This is a genomic window from Variovorax sp. 01N425 (assembly GCF_056399465.1).
In genome coordinates this window covers 1-16,209 of sequence record NZ_JBFTRJ010000022.1, presented here as the reverse complement: position 1 = coordinate 16,209, position 16,209 = coordinate 1, and the positions used below count along the sequence as shown (strand labels likewise).

General features: G+C 65.9%; 19 protein-coding genes. 14 read left to right on the top strand and 5 right to left on the bottom strand.

Features of this window, described 5'->3' with window-relative positions; all coding sequences use genetic code 11:
* Positions 1–3: 3 nt before the first annotated feature.
* Entirely contained in the window at positions 4–1,170 is a 1,167-nt protein-coding gene (locus AC1DSC_RS29265; protein ID WP_018905086.1) for an ABC transporter substrate-binding protein, read from the top strand.
* A 7-nt stretch (positions 1,171–1,177) separates the two neighbouring features.
* Complete coding sequence (locus AC1DSC_RS29260; RefSeq protein WP_369663696.1) at positions 1,178–1,639, top strand: EVE domain-containing protein; 462 nt, start codon at positions 1,178–1,180, stop codon at positions 1,637–1,639.
* A 6-nt stretch (positions 1,640–1,645) separates the two neighbouring features.
* Here AC1DSC_RS29260 and AC1DSC_RS29255 read toward each other — a convergent pair whose 3' ends face one another.
* The gene (locus AC1DSC_RS29255; RefSeq protein WP_015867683.1) at positions 1,646–2,299 is read right to left on the bottom strand and encodes a MarC family protein; all 654 of its coding nucleotides are present in this window, start codon (positions 2,297–2,299) and stop codon (positions 1,646–1,648) included.
* 2 nt (positions 2,300–2,301) lie between these two features.
* On the bottom strand, positions 2,302–3,048 hold the full coding sequence (locus AC1DSC_RS29250; RefSeq protein ID WP_369663695.1) for an SDR family oxidoreductase: 747 nt from the start codon (positions 3,046–3,048) through the stop codon (positions 2,302–2,304).
* Positions 3,049–3,121: 73 nt separating this feature from the next.
* Between AC1DSC_RS29250 and AC1DSC_RS29245 the strand changes: the two genes are divergently transcribed.
* Together AC1DSC_RS29245 and AC1DSC_RS29240 are read left to right on the top strand one after the other, a co-directional pair.
* Positions 3,122–3,727, top strand: a complete 606-nt coding sequence (locus AC1DSC_RS29245) for a 2-hydroxychromene-2-carboxylate isomerase (protein ID WP_174545063.1) — start codon at positions 3,122–3,124, stop codon at positions 3,725–3,727.
* A gap of 40 nt (positions 3,728–3,767) precedes the next feature.
* On the top strand, positions 3,768–4,451 hold the full coding sequence (locus tag AC1DSC_RS29240) for a dienelactone hydrolase family protein (protein ID WP_278879459.1): 684 nt from the start codon (positions 3,768–3,770) through the stop codon (positions 4,449–4,451).
* Positions 4,452–4,472: 21 nt separating this feature from the next.
* On the opposite strand, the gene AC1DSC_RS29235 is transcribed toward AC1DSC_RS29240, so the two are convergent.
* On the bottom strand, positions 4,473–5,372 hold the full coding sequence (locus tag AC1DSC_RS29235) for a LysR family transcriptional regulator (protein WP_018905082.1): 900 nt from the start codon (positions 5,370–5,372) through the stop codon (positions 4,473–4,475).
* Positions 5,373–5,631: 259 nt separating this feature from the next.
* On the opposite strand from AC1DSC_RS29235, the gene AC1DSC_RS29230 reads away from it, so the two are divergent.
* Positions 5,632–6,000: a LamG domain-containing protein gene (locus AC1DSC_RS29230; RefSeq protein ID WP_278879461.1), complete on the top strand. Its 369-nt coding sequence runs from the start codon at positions 5,632–5,634 to the stop codon at positions 5,998–6,000.
* Between the two features lie 88 nt (positions 6,001–6,088).
* Here the strand turns inward: AC1DSC_RS29230 and AC1DSC_RS29225 are convergent, their stop codons facing one another.
* Together AC1DSC_RS29225 and hemB are read right to left on the bottom strand one after the other, a co-directional pair.
* Positions 6,089–7,249, bottom strand: coding sequence for a magnesium transporter CorA family protein (locus tag AC1DSC_RS29225; protein ID WP_436037287.1), 1,161 nt, complete (start codon positions 7,247–7,249; stop codon positions 6,089–6,091).
* Positions 7,250–7,252: 3 nt separating this feature from the next.
* Entirely contained in the window at positions 7,253–8,242 is a 990-nt protein-coding gene (gene hemB / locus AC1DSC_RS29220) for a porphobilinogen synthase (protein ID WP_436037689.1), read from the bottom strand.
* 364 nt (positions 8,243–8,606) lie between these two features.
* Here hemB and AC1DSC_RS29215 point away from each other — a divergent pair, with 364 nt between their 5' ends.
* The 9 genes from AC1DSC_RS29215 to AC1DSC_RS29175 all read left to right on the top strand — a co-directional run.
* Positions 8,607–9,035, top strand: coding sequence for a CopD family protein (locus AC1DSC_RS29215; protein WP_015867675.1), 429 nt, complete (start codon positions 8,607–8,609; stop codon positions 9,033–9,035).
* A gap of 14 nt (positions 9,036–9,049) precedes the next feature.
* A complete protein-coding gene (locus AC1DSC_RS29210) occupies positions 9,050–10,165 on the top strand; it encodes a VanZ family protein (protein ID WP_018905078.1) in 1,116 nt (371 codons plus the stop codon).
* A gap of 32 nt (positions 10,166–10,197) precedes the next feature.
* Positions 10,198–10,551 (top strand): (2Fe-2S) ferredoxin domain-containing protein, encoded by a 354-nt coding sequence (locus AC1DSC_RS29205; protein ID WP_015867673.1) that lies wholly within the window; start codon positions 10,198–10,200, stop codon positions 10,549–10,551.
* 72 nt (positions 10,552–10,623) lie between these two features.
* On the top strand, positions 10,624–11,256 hold the full coding sequence (locus AC1DSC_RS29200; RefSeq protein ID WP_062364242.1) for an alpha/beta hydrolase: 633 nt from the start codon (positions 10,624–10,626) through the stop codon (positions 11,254–11,256).
* 52 nt (positions 11,257–11,308) lie between these two features.
* On the top strand, positions 11,309–12,478 hold the full coding sequence (locus tag AC1DSC_RS29195; protein WP_015867671.1) for a D-alanyl-D-alanine carboxypeptidase family protein: 1,170 nt from the start codon (positions 11,309–11,311) through the stop codon (positions 12,476–12,478).
* A 190-nt stretch (positions 12,479–12,668) separates the two neighbouring features.
* Positions 12,669–13,046 (top strand): 30S ribosomal protein S12, encoded by a 378-nt coding sequence (gene rpsL, locus AC1DSC_RS29190; protein WP_436288176.1) that lies wholly within the window; start codon positions 12,669–12,671, stop codon positions 13,044–13,046.
* A 153-nt stretch (positions 13,047–13,199) separates the two neighbouring features.
* Positions 13,200–13,673 carry a 30S ribosomal protein S7 gene (gene rpsG, locus AC1DSC_RS29185; RefSeq protein WP_007829591.1) on the top strand — a complete coding sequence of 158 codons (474 nt, stop codon included), beginning with the start codon at positions 13,200–13,202 and terminating at the stop codon, positions 13,671–13,673.
* 96 nt (positions 13,674–13,769) lie between these two features.
* On the top strand, positions 13,770–15,869 hold the full coding sequence (gene fusA / locus AC1DSC_RS29180) for an elongation factor G (RefSeq protein WP_015867670.1): 2,100 nt from the start codon (positions 13,770–13,772) through the stop codon (positions 15,867–15,869).
* A gap of 196 nt (positions 15,870–16,065) precedes the next feature.
* Positions 16,066–16,209, top strand: a 144-nt coding sequence (locus AC1DSC_RS29175) for a GTP-binding protein (protein WP_341888899.1), incomplete at its 3' end; no start/stop codon positions are given.

The following is a 16,209-nucleotide window of genomic DNA, read 5'->3' as shown; positions in this document are numbered from 1 at the left end:
CCCATGAAGCTCAAGACAGTGACGACCCTGGCCGTGCTGGGCCTGGCCGCAGCGTTCGCGTCGGCGCAGCAGCAACAGGGCGTGGGCAAGGACGAGATCCGCATCGGCACCATCCAGGACCTGTCGGGCCCGCTCGCGGGCTTCGGCAAGCAGGCGCGCAACGGCATGCAACTGCGCGTGGACGAACTCAACGAGCAGGGCAGCATCAATGGCCGCAAGCTCAAGCTCTTCGTCGAGGACTCGGGCTACGACCCGAAGAAGGCCGTGCTCGCGGCGCAGAAGCTGGTCAACCAGGAGAAGATCTTCATCATGGCCGGCCACATCGGCACCGCGCAGAACATGGCGGCCATGCCGGTGCAGTTCGAGAAGAACATCGTCAACTTCATGCCGATCACCGCGGCGCGCGAAATGTACGAGCCGCTGAACCGGCTCAAGTATTCGTTCGCCGCTACCTACTACGACCAGATCCGCCTGGCGTTGCCCAAGATGATCAAGGAGAAGGGCGCCAAGAAGGTCTGCACCATCTACCAGGACGACGAGTTCGGGCTCGAGGTGCAGCGCGGCGCCGAGGCGGGCCTGAAGACCGCCGGCATGGAACTGGCCGAAAAAACCTCGTTCAAGCGGGGCGCCACCGACTTCAGCTCGCAGGTCGCCAAGATGAAGGCCGCCAATTGCGACCTCGTGGTGCTCGGCACCATCATCCGCGAGACCATCGGCACCGTGGGCGAGGCGCGCAAGACCGGCTTCAACCCGACCTTCCTGGGTTCGAGCGCGTCCTACACCGACCTGATCCACAAGCTCGGCGGCAAGGCGATGGACGGCATCTACGCCACCATGACGGTGCAGAACCCCTACACCGACGAGCAGTCGCAGCCGCTGCGCTTCTGGGCCAACAAGTACAAGACCAAGTTCAACGAAGACCCGACGGTGTTCTCGGTGTACGGCTACGTCATCATCGATTCGTTCATCAAGGCGGCGCAGAAGGCCGGCCCGAACCTCACGACCGACAGCTTCATCAAGGCCATGGACAGCATGACCTTCGAGCCCGACATGTTCGGCAGCCCGAAGAGCAGCTACACCGCCACCAAGCGCCTGGGCAACGATCAGTCCCGCCTGTCGCAGATCAAGGACGGGAAATGGGTCGTGGTTTCCGACTATGTGACACCATAACGGGACCATGCCCAATTACTGGTTGATGAAATCCGAGCCCGACGAGGTCTCGATCGACGATGCGCTCGCCGCGCCCAACGCCACCGTGGCGTGGACCGGCGTGCGCAACTATCAGGCACGCAACTTCATGCGCGACGGCATGAAGGTCGGCGACGGCGTGCTGTTCTATCACTCGAGCTGCCCCGAGCCCGGCATCGCGGGCATTGCGCGCGTGGCCTCGGGCATCAAGCCCGACCCGACGCAGTTCGACCCCAAGTCGCCCTACTACGACCCGGCGTCGAAGAAGGACGATCCGCGCTGGCTGCTGGTCGACGTGCAGGCCGTGCGCAAGACGCGGCTGCTGCCGCTGCCCGAGCTGCGCGCCAGGCCCGAGCTGGCGGACCTCGTCGTGCTGCGCAAGGGCAACCGGCTGTCGATCACGCCGGTCGAGCCCGCGCACTGGCGCATCATCGAGAAGATGCTGGGCTGAAGGGCGTCAGCCCACGCGCTGCAGGATCGGAAACAGCTTGCCCAGGCCGTCGGCCATGACCTCGACCGCGAGCGCCGCGAGGATCAGGCCCATGAGCCGCGTCATGATGTTGATGCCCGTCTTGCCGAGCACGCGCGCAATCGGCTGAGCCAGCGAAAACGCCAGCGCGGTGGCCAGCGCCACCACCACGCCGTAGCCCACCAGGAGCCCGAGCTCCCACAGGTGCTGGGTCTTGTCGGCGTAGATCACCACGGTCGATATGGTGGCCGGCCCGGTGAGCAGCGGAATGGTGAGCGGCACCACTGCGATCGATGCGCCCATCGAGGCCTTCACTTCGGTGGCCCGCAGCTCCTCGACATTGGTCTTGCTCTCGGCCGGCTTGGCGTTGAGCATCGAGAGCGAACTCATGAGCAGCAGCAGCCCGCCGCCCACCTGGAAGCTGGCAATCGAGATGCCGAAGAACGCCAGCAGCTGCAGCCCGATCAGCGCGCTGACCGCAATCACCACGAAGGCGCTGAAGGCCGACATGCGCACGGTGTGCCGGCGCTGCGCATCGGAATACCCCTGCGTGTAGTGGATGAAGAAGGGCACGATGGCCAGCGGGTTGACGATGGCCACCAGCGTGACCAGCGGCTTGATCAGGTCCATCGAGGTGCTCATACCTACCTTCCCCCGGTCACGTCGAGCAGCGCCATGGTGGTGTAGCTCGCTTCGGCGGACAGCAGCCACAGGATCGCGCCGGCAATTTCCTCGGCGCTGCCGGTGCGCTGCATCGGCACGGTGGGTGCGAGCTCGAAGGCGCGCTTGGGCATGCCGCCGGAGGCGTGGATCTCGGTGTCGATCAGGCCGGGGCGTACCGCGTTGACGCGAATGCCCTCGGCGGCCACTTCCTTGGCCAGGCCGATGGTGAAGGTGTCGATCGCGCCCTTGGCGGCCGCGTAATCGACGTACTGGCCCGGCGAACCCAGCCGCGCGGCGGCGCTCGAGACATTGACGATGGCGCCGCCCGATCCGCCGTGCCGGGTGCTCATGCGCCGCACCGCCTCGCGCGCGCAGACGAAGCTGCCGATCACATTGACGCGGAACATGCGTTCCAGGCGCGCCACGCTCATTTCGTCGACCCGGGCCTGCACGTCGACGACGCCGGCGTTGTTGACCAGCGCCGTGAGCCGGCCGAGCCGGGCATCGACCTTCTCGAACATGGCCAGCACCTGGGCCTCGTCGCCCACGTCGGCCTGCACGGCCATGGCGGTGCCGCCGCCCGCGCGGATGGCGCGCACCACCTCGTCGGCGGCGAGCGAGTTGTTCGCGTAGTTGACGGCCACCGCGTAGCCGCGCTGCGCTGCCAGCAGGGCGGTGGCGGCGCCGATGCCGCGGCCGCCGCCCGTGATCAAGAGCACCTGGTCCAAAACCTACCTCCTGCAGAGAAACTGCGTGTCAGTTAAAACCGTTGGCTTGGATTACATCATCGGGGGCATGCGCATGAGCATTGACAAGACCATTGACTATTACTTTGCGCCACAGAGCCCATGGACCTATCTGGGGCATTCCCGCTTTGCCGCGATCGCCGCGGCCGCCGGCGCCACGGTGCGCGTGCGGCCGATCGACCTGGGCAGCGTGTTCCCGGTGTCGGGCGGGCTGCCGCTGGGCAAGCGCGCGCCGCAGCGCCAGGCGTACCGGCTGGTCGACCTCGCACGCTGCTCGCGCCACCTCGGCCTGCCGCTGAACACCAAGCCGAAATTCTTCCCGGTGGCCAGCGACGACGCGGCCCGGGTCATCATCGCGGTCGACATGCACGACGGCACCGAGGCCGCCATGCGCATGTGCGCGGCGGTGTTCGCGGCCGTGTGGGTGCAGGAGCGCAACATCGGCGACCCGAAGGTGCTCGATTCGCTGGTGGTCGAATGCGGGCTGTCGCCCAAGCGCGCGGAGCAGTCGCAGAGCCAGGCGGTGCAGGAGCGTTACGAGGCTTACACGCAGGAAGCGATCGACATCCAGGTGTTCGGTGCGCCAAGCTATGTCATCGATGGCGAGATATTCTGGGGCCAGGACCGGCTCGACTTCGTCGAGCGCGCGCTGCGCCAGTAACCGGCATTCCATTCAGTTGCGATTCAAGGAGCAAGACATCATGGGTCAATTCATCGATCTGAAAGCCAAGGACGGCTTCACCTTTCCCGCCTACGTGGCCGAGCCCGCCGGCAAGCCGCGCGGCGCGGTGGTCGTGGTGCCGGAGATCTTCGGCGTCAACTCGCACATCCGCTCGGTGGCCGACGGCTACGCGGCCGACGGCTACCTGGCGGTGTCGCCCTCGACCTTCCACCGCGTGAAGCCGGGCGTCGAGCTCGGCTACAGCGACGAGGACATGAAGGCCGGCTTCGCGCTGAAGACCGCGGTCGAGGCGCTGCCCGCGCCCGGCGTGCTGCAGGACATCGAGGCCGCCGTGGCCTATGCCTCCAAGGCCGGCAAGGTCGGCATCGTGGGCTATTGCTGGGGCGGCCTGCTGGTCTGGCGCGCCGCCAGCCTGGTTCCGGGCATTGCCGCCGCGGCGCCCTACTACGGCGGCGGCATGACCACGCCGGAAGAAACCGCGCGCCAGCCCAAGGTGCCGGTGCTCGCGCATTTCGGCAACCAGGACCACTGGATCCCGCTGGACACCATCGAGACCTTCAAGAAGGCGCATCCCGAGGTGCAGGTGCACGTCTACGAATCGGGCCACGGCTTCAACTGCGACCAGCGCGGCTCCTACAACGCCGAGGCCGCCAGGCTCGCACGCACGCGCACGCTCGAATTCTTCGCCAAGCACGTCGGCTGAGCGCGGCCGGAGCCCGGCGGTTTATTGCTTGCGCGCGCCCGCGCCGATGCGGGTCTGCAGAAAGTCGAGCAGCGCACGCAGCGCGGCGCTGTTGTGGCGCCGCTGCAGGTAGGCCGCCGACAGCCACATGTCCTTGCGCGCATAGCCCTGCAGCACCGGCACCAGTTCGCCGTGGTCGATGTGCGACTGCACCAGGATCGAGGGCAGGTAGATCACGCCGAAGCCGCGCATCGCCACCCGGATCAGCGGCGCGCCCTCGGTGCAGTCCATGCGGCTCTTCACCGGCACGTCCAGCGGCTCGCCGCCGTCGTCGAAGCGCCAGACCGGCTGGGCGCCCAGCAGCGAATGCGTGAGCGCCTCGTGTCCCGCAAGGTCGCGCGGATGCCCGGGCTTGCCGTGCTTCTTCCAGTACACCGGCGAGGCGCAGACCACCATCTCCATCAGCATCAGCTTGCGCACGATCAGGTTGGCGTCCGCCACCGGGCCGCTGCGGATGTCGACATCGATGCCTTCTTCCGCGAGGTCGACCGTGCGGTTGGTCAGCTGCAGGCTGATGCTCACGTCCGGGTAGTAGCGCATGAAGTCGGCCAGAAGGCCCGGGAACTCGCCGTTGCCCATGCCATGCGGCGCCGAAATCCGCAGCCGGCCGCCGGGCTGCCTGGCGCGCTCCTGCAGCTCGGCCTGCGTGAGCTCCACCATTTCGAGCACCGGGGTGCTGCGCTCGAGCAGCAGCTGCCCGGCATCGGTCAGGCTCACGGAACGCGTGGAGCGGTTGAGAAGGCGCACGCCGAAGCGCGTTTCGAGCTCCGCCACGTACTTGCTGACCGTCGCCTTCGACATGTCGAGCTTCTTTGCCGCGTGCGAGAAGCTGCCATGCGAGGCCACTTCCCGGAAGGTTCTGATCAGATCGAGACTGTCCATGTCAAAGCGCCCATTGTTTCCGTTCCGCGGCCGGCCCGCTTCGATTTTCGGGGAAGCCCCGGCATTTGCAGGCGCCGGTGCGCGCTCGGTTCGTGTGCATGCCGCCGGCGCGTCATTGTTTCAATAGAGGAAACACCGTGTCTCTGTTCCGCGTGATTTACACCGGCCGTTCAGTTGGAAACTCGCCGCACAGGTGAGCACGAACGAATGAACGAGCGAGCCTGGTGGACGAACCATCCAACCAACACAAGGAATTGACATGAAGACCTCGCACATCCTCGCCGCCGCTGCCCTGACCCTGCTGGCCGCCACCGGCGCCCAAGCCGAAACCTACGATGGCGTGAACACCGCCGTCTCGACCAAGAGCCGCGACGAAGTCAACGCCGAAGCCGTGCGCGCCGCATCGGCCCCCAACCAGAACGTGACCCGCGGCTCGCGCGGCCCGGAAACGGTCGCCGTGTCGAAGGACCGTGCGCTGGTCGAAGCCGAAGCCGTTCGCACCGCCTACGCTCCCGACCAGAACGTGACCTCGGGCTCGCGCGTCAACAGCAAGGTCGTCTCGACCATGCCCCACCCGATGGACGCACGCGTCCAGGCCCAGCAAGGCTCGGGCGCCGTCGCCAAGTAAGACCGGCGAAACCGCTGCTGCCCCTCGCGGGCAAGCAAAAAGGCCACGCATTTGCGTGGCCTTTTTGCTTTCAGGCGGGTTGCGCGCTTCAGCGCGTGCGCGCCAGGTAGCGCTTGCGCCAGAACACCAGCACCAGCAGCAGCGCGATCACCAGCATCGCGGTCATGGCGATCCAGAAGCCATCGGCCTTGTGCACCAGCGGAATGAACTCGAAGTTCATGCCGAAGATGCCGGCAATGAGGTTGAGCGGCAGGAAGATGGCCGTCAGCACGGTGAGCACCCGCATGATGTCGTTGGCGCGGTGGCCCTGCACGCTGAAATGCATCTGCACCGCGGTCTCCGCGTTCTGTTCGAGCCGGCGCACGTGGTGCACCACGCGCTCGATGTGCTCGAGCACGTCGCGGCTTCGCACCATGATCAGTTCCCGCTCGCGCTGCTCCGCCTCGCCCTTGGCTGGGGGCAGCGTCTCGAGCGAGTCGATCCAGTCCTGGATGGCCGCGCGCTGGTCCTCGCAGATCTCGTCCAGGTGGTGCAGCGACTGCCGGGCTTCCATCAGCGCGCCCCAATTGGTGAAGCGGCTGCGCGGATCGATCAGCTCGGTCTGCCAATGGTCGAGCTGGCGCGTGAGTTCGCGGCGCATGTCCAGGTAGCCGTCGACGATCTGGTTGATGACGCGCAGCATCAGGTCGGCGGTGCCGGTCGGCACGCGGGCCGAGGTGGCGCGCACGTCGAGCGCGGGGGCGCCCTTGTCGTCCGGCGAGCCGGCGGCGAGCAGCCGGGCGGCAAACAAGTCGCGCACCGCGCCGTCCTCGGGGTGCACCGACAGCAGCACGCGGTCGAACAGCGCGAAACCCACGGGGCGGGTGTCGACCCGGCGCAGCACCGGAGGGCCGCGGCGCAAGGGTGCGGGAAGGGGCGGCTCGCCGCCCGTGGTGCCCTTGCCATTGCCCAGCGCCGCCTGGCCAGGGCCGCTCGAAAGGCGCCGGAACACCAGCACGTCGTATTGCGAGGTGTAGTCGTAGTGCGAGGGCAGCTGGTCGTTGAGCAGGTCCGCCACATGCAGGTCGACCAGCTGCGCCTGGCAGAGCGACTGCAGGATCTGCTGGACCGCGGGCAGCGAGGCGCGGAATTCGTCCCGCGTGAGCGAAATCCAGAGATAGCCTTGCGCCGCGCAGGCCCCGGGCAGCGCGAGCGGAGCCAGCGCCGGGTGCTCGCTCACGCGCGAGGGGTCGATTTCGAAGATGCGCATGCGCTATTGTTTTTGCAGCAACCGCGCGGCGTCGAGCGCAAAGTAGGTGAGCACGCCGTCGGCGCCGGCGCGCTTGAAGGCGAGCAGGCTTTCGAGCACCACCGCATCGTGGTCGAGCCAGCCGTTCTGGGCCGCGGCCTTGAGCATCGCGTATTCGCCGCTCACCTGGTAGGCGAAGGTGGGTACGCGAAATTCGTCCTTCACGCGGCGCACGATGTCCAGGTAGGGCATGCCGGGCTTGACCATCACCATGTCGGCGCCCTCGGCAATGTCCAGGCCCACTTCGCGCAGCGCCTCGTCGCTGTTGCCCGGGTCCATCTGGTAGACCTTCTTGTTGCTCTTGCCGAGCGTCGCGGCCGAGCCCACGGCATCGCGGAACGGGCCGTAGAAGGCGCTCGCGTACTTGGCGCTGTAGGCCATGATGCGGGTGTGGATGTCGCCGCGGGCTTCCAGCGCGGTGCGGATCGCGCCAATGCGCCCATCCATCATGTCGCTGGGCGCCACAATGTCCACGCCGGCTTGGGACTGTGTGAGCGCCTGCTTCACCAACACTTCCACGGTGGCGTCGTTGAGGATGTAGCCGGTGTCGTCGAGCAGGCCGTCCTGCCCGTGGCTGGTGTAGGGGTCGAGCGCCACGTCGGTCATGACGCCGAGCTCCGGAAAGCGCGACTTCAGCGCCGCGACCACGCGCGGAATCAGCCCCTCGGGATTGAAGGCCTCGTCGCCCGCGGGCGTCTTGAGGCCGGCATCGATCACCGGAAAGAGCGCCATCACCGGGATGCCGGCCTCCACGCACTGCTCGGCCACCGGCAGCAGCAGGTCGAGGCTCAGGCGATCCACGCCGGGCATCGACGCCACGGCCTCGCGCTTTTTCTCGCCTTCCTGCACGAACACCGGGTAGATGAGGTCGTGCGCCGTCAGCGCATGCTCCCTGACGAGGTTGCGGGTGAAGCTGTCGCGGCGCAGGCGGCGCGGCCGGCCGGCGGGATACATGGCAAAGGAAGATGGCGTCATAGGCGGAAAATTGTGCCTGAAGCGCCAATTCGTGCATCGGGCGCTCGTCCGCGGGTTGTCCGACAACCACGCCGGCGGCGTAAATCGAAGGTTCTCGTTTTTTCGTGCGGAATTGTCAAAGAATCTGCCCCGAGCCGCTTGAAACTTTGTTTCGCCTTTGTTAAATTCAAAAGCGGGCGGTTTACCGCTCCCCGCTTTTCCTCCCTGAGCGGGTGCCTTGATGTGTGACAGCAAAAGGGCTTCCCAGCCCGACGTGAAGACGTCGGGCTTTTTTTTGCCCGGTGCATCCGCGCCGGCGCCAAAGCCCGGCCTGCACGGCGCGGCCCGCCACTAAACTGGCCCCATGCTCTGGGTTAAATCTCTTCACATCGTCTTCATTGCCAGCTGGTTCGCGGGGTTGTTCTACCTCCCCCGGATCTTCGTCAACCTGGCGATGGTGCCGCCCGAGTCCGTGGCCGAACGCGAGCGCTTGCTTCTGATGGCGCGCAAGCTGTTGCGCTTCACCACCTTCCTGGCCATTCCGGCGCTGGGTTTCGGCCTCTGGCTCTGGCTGGGCTATGGCATCGGGCGCGGCCCCGGCAACGGCTGGCTGCATGCCAAGCTGGCGCTGGTGCTGGCGGTGATCGGGTATCACCATGCCTGCGGCGTGCTGCTGCGCCGCTTCGTGGCCGGGGGCACCCAGCGCAACGATCGCTGGTACCGCTGGTTCAACGAACTGCCGGTCCTGCTGCTGCTCGGCATCGTGGTGCTGGTGGTGGTCAAGCCGTTCTGAGCCCGAAAGCCAAGGTGGAGACGCAGCACAAGTCCGCCGCGCTGCCCCTGGCGCTGGCCTACGCGGCGCTGATCGTCTATGCCAGCCTGTACCCGTTCGCCGACTGGCGCGACCAGGGCATTGCGCCGTGGGCCTACCTGTCGGCCTCGTGGCCCAAGTACTGGACGGGCTTCGACTTCGCGATCAACGTGGGCGGCTACGTGCCCTTCGGCTTCCTGTGCGCGCTCGCGGTATTGCGGACGCGGCGCGACGCCAGCGTCTGGCGTGCGGTGCTGCGCGCCACGCTGGCCGGCGCGGCCGTGGCCTTTGCCATGGAAACGCTGCAGAGCTATCTGCCTGCGCGCATTCCCTCCAATGTCGACCTGGGCCTGAACAGCTCCGGCGCGCTGCTGGGAGCCCTGCTCGCGGCGGGGCTCGAGCGGCTCGGCGCGGTGGCGCACTGGAGCCGCACGCGCTCGCTGTGGTTCGTCGAGGATTCGCGCGGCGCGCTGGTGCTGCTCGCGCTGTGGCCGCTGGCGCTGCTGTTCCCGGCAGCCGTGACCTTCGGCCTCGGCCAGGTGTTCGAGCGGCTCGAAGTCGCGGTCTCCGAGTGGCTGCTCGACACGCCCTTCATCGACTGGATGCCGCTGCGCCAGTTCGAGCTGGAGCCGCTGGTACCGGCCGTCGAACTGCTGTGCGTGATGCTCGGTGCCCTGGTGCCGTGCCTGCTGGCTTTCATGGTGACGCGCACGGTCGCCCGGCGTGCCGTGCTGCTGCCGCTCACGCTGCTGGCGGGCATCGGCGCCTCGGCGCTGTCGGCGGCGCTGAGCTACGGCCCCGAGCACGCATGGGCCTGGCTGGGCCTGCCGGTGCAGGTCGGCATTGCGACGGCGCTGGTGGCCGGCGTGCTGCTGCTCGGCGCACCGCGGCGGCTGTGCGCGGCCCTGCTGCTGGTGGCGCTGGTGATCCAGCTGAGCCTGCTGAACCAGGCGCCCGAGAGCGCCTATTTCGCACAGACCCTCGCCACCTGGGAGCAGGGGCGCTTCATCCGCTTCCACGGGCTGGCGCAGTGGCTCGGATGGCTGTGGCCGTTCGCGGTTCTTGCCTATGTGGTGGCCGCGCTGTCGCGCCGGGGGCGGCCGGCCGGCTAATGGCCTGCGGCGGGCGTCACTAAAATCTACCGATGCCCAGTTCCTCTTCTGCCGCGCCGCGCGGCTACTACGGCCGCCACATCTTCTTTTGCCTGAACGAGCGCAAGAACGGGGAAGACTGCTGCGCCCTGCACAACGCCCAGGCGGGTTTCGACCGCTGCAAGGCGAAGGTCAAGGAGGCGGGGCTGGCCGGTCCCGGCAAGGTGCGCGTCAACAAGGCGGGCTGCCTGGACCGCTGCGCCGGCGGCCCGGTGGCGGTGGTCTATCCCGAAGCGGTCTGGTACACCTTCGTCGATGCCGACGACATCGACGAGATCGTCGACTCGCACCTGAAGAACGGCCAGGTCGTCGAGCGCCTGCTGCTGCCTCCCGATGTGGGCCGCTGAACTTTTGGCGGGATCCCGCGCTCGTACCGTGCACCCAAGCCCTCGGGGTCGGTCAGTTCCATTCCTCGCATCATGAATTCCCAGACCGAAAAGATCCGCCTCCAGGGCGCCGCCGGCGCCATCGAGGTGCAGCGCGACCAGCCGGCCGAGGCCGCGCGCGGCATCGCCGTGATCGCCCATCCGCATCCGCTGTTCGGCGGCACCATGGACAACAAGGTGGTGCAGACCCTGGCGCGCGCGTTTGTCTCCTGCGGCTGGACCGCGGTGCGTTTCAACTTCCGCGGCGTGGGTGCGAGCGAAGGCGTGCACGACGAGGGGCGCGGCGAATGCGAAGACATGATGAACGTCGTCTCCCAGCTCGCGCCCGAAGGCCCGCTGGCGATTGCCGGCTTCTCGTTCGGCGCCTTCGTGGCAAGCTGCGCGGCCGAAAAGCTCTGGGCCGCTCGCGACCTGCGGCAGCTCGTGCTGGTTGGAACGGCGGCTTCGCGCTTTTCGGTCGCCACGCTGCCGGCCGAGGCGCACGAGCGCACGCTGGTGGTCCACGGCGAGGCCGACGACACGGTGCCGCTGGCGGCGGTCATGGACTGGGCGCGGCCGCAGTCACTGCCTGTCACGGTTATTCCGGGCGGCGGCCATTTCTTTCACGGACAATTGCCCCTCCTCAAAAGCCTGGTCGTCCGCCATCTGCGCGCGGGCGCCGCATGAAAAGCCTCACGGGCTTGCGTTTTCGTCTCCTCCCGTCTCTCCTATTGCTCCCATGAATCGTTTTTTTGACGCGTTTCGCGCGCTGGTGCTGGCCGCCGCCGCATCGGTTGGCATGATCGCCGCTGCCCAGGTGCCGGCACCGCCCGAGATCGCCGCGCGCAGCTACCTGCTGCTCGACGTCACGGCCAACCAGATCCTTGCGCAGAAGGACATCGACAGCCCGGTCGAACCGGCGTCGCTCACCAAGCTGATGTCGGCCTACATCGTGTTCGACGCGCTGCGCGCCAAGAAGATCACGCTGACCCAGACCATGCCGGTCAGCCAGCGCGCCTGGAAGATGCCCGGTTCGCGCATGTTCATCGATCCCAAGATGCAGGTGCCGGTCGAAGACCTGATCAAGGGGCTGATCGTGCAGTCGGGCAATGACGCCACCGTGGCGCTGGCCGAAGGCGTGGGCGGCACCGTGGAGCATTTCGTCGAGCTCATGAACGCCCAGGCCAAGGCGCTGGGCATGAAGAACACGAGCTACAAGAACCCCGAAGGCCTCACCGCGCCCGGCCACACCACCACGGCGCGCGACCTGAGCATCCTTGCGACGCGCCTGGTGCGCGACTTCCCGGAAGAAGCCAAGTACTACGCGATCAAGAAGTACCGCTACCCGGGCACGCCCTCGACCAACGACACCAACCGCAACCTGCTGCTGTTCCGCGACCCGACCGTCGACGGCCTGAAGACCGGCCACACCGAAGCGGCCGGCTACTGCATGATCGCCACCGCCAAGCGCGACTTCCCCAACCTGACCGGCGGGCGCCGGCTGCTGTCGATCGTGCTGGGCACCTCGGGCGAGACCGTGCGCGCGAACGAATCGCAAAAGCTCCTGAACTGGGGCTACACCGCCTACGACGCCGTGCGCCTGTTCGACGCCGGCCAGCCGGCCGCCACGCCGGCGGTCTGGAAGGGCAAGGCCAACACGCTCAAGCTGGGCCGCCCGGAAGCCATCGTGGTCGCGGTACCGGCCGGTACCGCCAGCAAGATCAAGACCCAGGTGGCGCGCCCCGATCCGCTGGTGGCGCCGTTCACCAAGTACCAGCCCGTGGGCTCGCTCAAGGTGACCCTGGACGACCAGCCGCTGGCGGACGTGCCGCTGGTGGCGCTGGAAGGCGTCGAACAGGCGGGCATCCTCGGCCGCGCCTGGGACGCCGTCCGGCTCTGGATCAAGTAAGGAAGGGCGCCAGGCAGCGCCGGCCGACGCTGTCCTTGCCGTTTCAAGCCCGCCTGCTATACTCGTGGGCTTTTCGGAATTTTCCGAAGGGTTTCACGTTTTCGTTATTCCCGGTTTCCTTGCCTTGCGTCACGACAAGGCAGGGGCGGCTTCACAGCCAGGGCCGGGTTGTTTTGGGACTAATTCATTCATGCCAACCATCAATCAACTGGTGCGTCAGGGTCGAACGATCGAAAAGATCAATTCGAAGAGCCCTGCCATGCAGAACTCGCCGCAACGCCGCGGTGTCTGCACCCGCGTCTACACCACGACGCCCAAGAAGCCCAACTCGGCGCTTCGTAAAGTTGCCAAGGTCCGCCTGACCAACGGCTTCGAAGTCATCTCCTACATCGGCGGCGAAGGCCACAACCTGCAGGAACACAGCGTCGTGCTGGTTCGCGGCGGTCGTGTCAAGGACTTGCCCGGTGTTCGCTACCACATCGTGCGCGGTTCGCTCGACCTGCAAGGCGTGAAAGACCGCAAGCAGTCGCGTTCCAAGTACGGCGCGAAGCGTCCCAAGAAGGCTTAAGCCTTCCTGTCGTAGAAAACAAACAAGCGGTGTTCGGTTGCCTTGGCGGGCACATCGAACGAAGTGACCCAATGTCGGGTCGAGTAAGTGAGAGTCCGGAATGGCTCTCGCGGTACCCGAAACGGTGCCAACTGAAGCAAAGAGGTTAGAAAAATGCCACGTCGTCGCGAAGTCCCCAAACGTGAAATCCTGCCGGATCCCAAGTACGGCAATGTCGAGCTGTCGAAGTTCATGAACGTGATCATGGAAGGCGGCAAGAAGGCTGTTGCCGAGCGCATCATTTATGGCGCGCTCGACTTCATCGAAAAGAAGAACCCCGACAAGGACCCGCTCGAGGCCTTCACCGTTGCCATCAACAACGTGAAGCCGATGGTCGAAGTCAAGTCGCGCCGCGTCGGTGGTGCGAACTACCAGGTGCCGGTCGAAGTCCGCCCGGTCCGCCGCCTCGCCCTGTCGATGCGCTGGATCAAGGAAGCCGCCCGCAAGCGCGGCGAGAAGTCGATGGCCCTGCGCCTGGCCAACGAGCTGATGGAAGCCACGGAAGGCCGTGGCGGCGCCATGAAGAAGCGCGACGAAGTGCACCGCATGGCAGAAGCCAACCGGGCATTCAGCCACTTCCGCTTCTAAGAATCAAACTTCGCTTGGGCGTTGGGTGTTGAGTGTCGGGCGACGTCGCCCGTGCTCGAGGCCCAGCGCTCAACGCATTTAACCCGAAAGTAAATCATGTCCCGCAAGACCCCCATCGAGCGCTACCGCAACATCGGCATCTCCGCGCACATCGACGCCGGCAAGACCACGACGACCGAGCGCATCCTGTTCTACACCGGTGTGAACCACAAGATCGGTGAAGTGCACGATGGCGCCGCCACGATGGACTGGATGGAGCAAGAGCAAGAGCGTGGCATCACGATCACCTCGGCTGCCACCACCTGCTTCTGGAAGGGCATGGCCGGCAAGTTCGAAGAACACCGCATCAACATCATCGACACCCCCGGCCACGTGGACTTCACCATTGAAGTCGAGCGCTCGATGCGCGTGCTGGACGGCGCCGTCATGGTGTACGACGCTGTCGGCGGCGTGCAGCCCCAGTCGGAAACCGTCTGGCGCCAGGCCAACAAGTACAAGGTGCCGCGCCTTGCGTTCGTCAACAAGATGGACCGCACCGGCGCCGACTTCCTGCGCGTGCGCCAGATGATGGTGGACCGCCTGAAGGCCAATCCCGTCGTGATCCAGATCCCGATCGGTGCCGAAGAGCACTTCCAGGGCATCGTCGACCTCGTGAAGATGAAGGCCATCATCTGGGACGAAGACAAGGGCGTGACCTTCACCTACGGTGAAATCCCCGCGAACCTGACCGACGTCTGCAACGAATACCGCGAAAAGCTCGTCGAAGCCGCTGCCGAAGCGAGCGAAGAGCTGATGAACAAGTACCTCGAAGGCGGCGAGCTGTCCGAAGAGGAAATCAAGAAGGCCATTCGCCAGCGCACCATCGCCGGCGAAATCCAGCCGATGCTGTGCGGCTCGGCCTTCAAGAACAAGGGCGTGCAGGCCATGCTCGACGCCGTCGTCGAATACATGCCCGCTCCGACCGACATTCCGCCGGTCAACGGCACCGACGAAGACGAAGCCCCCGTCACCCGCAAGGCTGACGACAACGAGAAGTTCTCGGCGCTCGCATTCAAGCTGATGACCGACCCGTTCGTGGGCCAGCTGACCTTCGTGCGCGTCTACTCGGGCGTGCTGACCAAGGGCGACAGCGTCTACAACCCGGTGCGCGGCAAGAAGGAACGCATCGGCCGTATCGTGCAGATGCACGCGAACAACCGCGAAGAAGTCAACGAAATCCGCGCCGGCGACATCGCTGCCTGCGTGGGCCTGAAGGAAGTCACCACGGGCGAAACCCTGTGCGACCCGGCAGCCGTCGTGACGCTCGAGCGCATGGTGTTCCCGGAATCGGTGATCTCGCAGGCCGTCGAGCCCAAGACCAAGGCCGACCAGGAAAAGATGGGCATCGCCCTGCAGCGCCTCGCTCAGGAAGACCCGTCGTTCCGCGTCAAGACCGACGAGGAATCGGGCCAGACCATCATCGCCGGCATGGGCGAGCTGCACCTCGAAATCATCGTGGACCGCATGAAGCGCGAGTTCGGCGTGGAAGCCAACGTGGGCAAGCCGCAGGTGGCCTACCGCGAAACGATCCGCAAGACCGTCGAGGAAGCCGAAGGCAAGTTCGTTCGCCAGTCGGGCGGCAAGGGCCAGTACGGCCACGTCGTGCTCAAGCTCGAGCCGCAGGAAGCCGGCAAGGGCTTCGAATTCGTCGACGCCATCAAGGGCGGTGTGGTTCCTCGCGAATACATCCCCGCAGTGGAAAAGGGCGTTGTGGAAGCGCTGACGCAAGGCGTGCTGGCGGGCTACCCCGTCGTCGACGTCAAGGTCACGCTGCACTTCGGCTCGTACCACGACGTGGACTCGAACGAAATGGCGTTCAAGATGGCCGCGATCTTCGGTTTCAAGGAAGGCGCCCGCAAGGCCAACCCCGTGATCCTCGAGCCGATGATGGCCGTGGAAGTCGAAACGCCTGAAGACTACGCCGGCAACGTGATGGGCGACCTCTCGTCACGCCGCGGCATGGTGCAGGGCATGGACGACATGATCGGTGGCGGCAAGTCCATCAAGGCCGAAGTGCCGCTGTCGGAAATGTTCGGCTACTCGACCACGCTGCGTTCGATGTCGCAAGGCCGCGCCACGTACACGATGGAGTTCAAGCACTACGCCGAAGCTCCGCGCAACGTTGCCGAAGCCATCGTGGCTGCTCGCGCAAAGTAATGTCTTTGCGGGACAGACCAGGATTTGCGCAGCAAATCTGCTCTGTCCCCAACTGATTAAAAAGAATGTGGGGTCGCGCAGTGCGCGGCTCTCTTTGTCTGCGATCCGGTGCCGCCACGTTCCCGTGCGAGGCGAACCAGCAATCGGGTGCAGACATAAAACCAATACACGGGAATGCTCTTTCAAGGATTGAAAAATGGCAAAAGGTAAATTCACCCGCACCAAGCCGCACGTGAACGTGGGCACGATCGGTCACGTTGACCACGGCAAGACCACGCTGACGGCGGCCATCGCCACGGTGCTGTCGGCCAAGTTCGGCGGCGAAGCCAAGGCCTACGAC